Annotated in this window: 1 rRNA gene; it reads left to right on the forward strand. The window is 55.8% G+C overall.

What is annotated here, in order from left to right:
• Nucleotides 1–6: 6 nt before the first annotated feature.
• A 23S ribosomal RNA gene (locus EXY20_RS38640) occupies nucleotides 7–2,831 on the forward strand; the annotation flags it as partial.

Here is a 2,831-nt window from a genome sequence, read left to right on the forward strand (position 1 = left end):
AGTGAAGGTTAAGCTAGTAAGGGCACACGGTGGATGCCTAGGCGCTAGGAGCCGACGAAGGACGTGGCGAACGACGAAATGCCTCGGGGAGCCGTAAGCAGGCTTGGATCCGGGGATGTCCGAATGGGGAAACCCACGCGTGGTAATGCGCGCGTACCCGTTGCTGAATCCATAGGCAACGAGGAGGCACACCCAGGGAACTGAAACATCTAAGTACCTGGAGGAAGAGAAAACAAGAGTGATTCCGTCAGTAGCGGCGAGCGAACGCGGAACAGCCTAAACCGAGGGACTTGTCCCTCGGGGTTGTGGGACGTCAACGTGGCAAAAGCAGATTAGGTGAAGCGGTCTGGAAAGGCCCATCACAGGGGGTAACAATCCCGTAGCCGAAAGTCTGCGTATGCCTAGACGAATCCCGAGTAGTGCGGGGCACGTGAAACCCCGTATGAATCCGGCAGGACCATCTGCCAAGGCTAAATACTCCCTAGCGACCGATAGTGAAGCAGTACCGTGAGGGAAAGGTGAAAAGAACCGCGGGAGCGGAGTGAAAAGAACCTGAAACCGTGTGCTTACAAAAAGTCAGAGCCCGTTAATGGGTGATGGCGTGCCTTTTGTAGAATGAACCGGCGAGTTACGGTCACGTGCAAGGTTAAGCCGAAGAGGCGGAGCCGCAGCGAAAGCGAGTCTGAATAGGGCGCCCATAGTACGTGGCTGTAGACCCGAAACCGTGTGATCTACCCCTGTCCAGGGTGAAGGTGCGGTAACACGCACTGGAGGCCCGAACCCACGAATGTTGAAAAATTCGGGGATGAGGTGGGGGTAGGGGAGAAATTCCAATCGAACACGGAGATAGCTGGTTCTCCCCGAAATAGCTTTAGGGCTAGCCTCGGAATGAGCGTAGCGGAGGTAAAGCACTGATTGGGTGCGGGGCCCGCCAAGGGTTACCAAGTCCAGTCAAACTCTGAATGCCGCCTACGTATGTCCGGGAGTCAGACGGTGAGTGCTAAGATCCATCGTCAAGAGGGAAACAGCCCAGACCATCAGCTAAGGTCCCGAAGTGCGTGTTAAGTGGGAAAGGATGTGGAGTTGCAAAGACAACCAGGATGTTGGCTTAGAAGCAGCCACCATTGAAAGAGTGCGTAATAGCTCACTGGTCGAGTGACTCTGCGCCGAAAATGTAACGGGGCTAAACACGCCACCGAAGCTATGGCTGGCACATCTAAAGATGTGCTTGGGTAGGGGAGCGTTGTATGCGGGTTGAAGGTCGATCGCAAGGACGGCTGGACTGCATACAAGTGAGAATGCCGGTATAAGTAACGAAAAGACAAGTGAGAATCTTGTCCGCCGAAAGCCTAAGGGTTCCTGAGGAAGGTTCGTCCGCTCAGGGTAAGTCGGGACCTAAGGCGAGGCCGAAAGGCGTAGTCGATGGACAACAGGTTGAAATTCCTGTACCACCGTAGCCGTTATCATCGATGGGGTGACACAGAAGGGCAAAGACGCAGGCGGATGGAAGAGCCTGTCCAAGCAGCGAGGCTGGTGCGTAGGCAAATCCGCGCATCGCAAGGCTGGGCTGTAACGGGGAGCGAAAATCGCAGTAGCGAAGGTCTTGTACTCATGCTGTCAAGAAAAGCCTCTAGAGAGGCGAAGGTGCCCGTACCGCAAACCGACACAGGTGGGCGAGCAGAGCATGCTAAGGCGCGCGGAAGAACTCTCGTTAAGGAACTCGGCAAAATGACCCCGTAACTTCGGGAGAAGGGGTGCCTCGGTAGGGTGAATAGCCCGAGGGGGCCGCAGTGAAAAGGCCCAAGCGACTGTTTAGCAAAAACACAGGTCTGTGCGAAGCCGCAAGGCGAAGTATACGGGCTGACGCCTGCCCGGTGCTGGAAGGTTAAGAGGAGCGGTTAGGGGCAACCCGAAGCTGTGAATTGAAGCCCCAGTAAACGGCGGCCGTAACTATAACGGTCCTAAGGTAGCGAAATTCCTTGTCAGGTAAATTCTGACCCGCACGAATGGCGTAACGACTTGGGCGCTGTCTCAACGAGAGATCCGGTGAAATTTTACTACCTGTGAAGATGCAGGTTACCCGCGACAAGACGGAAAGACCCCATGGAGCTTTACTGCAGCTTGATATTGGACTTGGGTACGGTCTGTACAGGATAGGTGGGAGCCGTTGAAGCATGTGCGCCAGCATGTGTGGAGGCGCCGTTGGGATACCACCCTGATCGGATCTAGGTTCTAACCCGGTACCGTGAAACCGGTACGGGGACCGTGTCAGGCGGGCAGTTTGACTGGGGCGGTCGCCTCCTAAAGCGTAACGGAGGCGCCCCAAGGTTCCCTCAGAATGGTTGGAAATCATTCGCAGAGTGCAAAGGCAGAAGGGAGCTTGACTGCGAGACGTACAGGTCGAGCAGGGACGAAAGTCGGGCTTAGTGATCCGGTGGTTCCGTATGGAAGGGCCATCGCTCAACGGATAAAAGCTACCCTGGGGATAACAGGCTTATCTCCCCCAAGAGTCCACATCGACGGGGAGGTTTGGCACCTCGATGTCGGCTCATCGCATCCTGGGGCTGAAGTAGGTCCCAAGGGTTGGGCTGTTCGCCCATTAAAGCGGTACGCGAGCTGGGTTCAGAACGTCGTGAGACAGTTCGGTCCCTATCTGTCGCGGGCGCAGGAAATTTGAGAGGAGCTGTCCTTAGTACGAGAGGACCGGGATGGACGTACCGCTGGTGTACCAGTTGTTCCGCCAGGAGCACCGCTGGGTAGCCAAGTACGGACGGGATAAGCGCTGAAAGCATCTAAGCGTGAAGCCCCCCTCAAGATGAGATTTCCCAGTA

Origin of the sequence: Paenibacillus cymbidii (genome assembly GCF_004764705.1) — a bacterium.
GTDB lineage: Bacteria > Bacillota > Bacilli > Paenibacillales > NBRC-103111 > Paenibacillus_AN > Paenibacillus_AN cymbidii.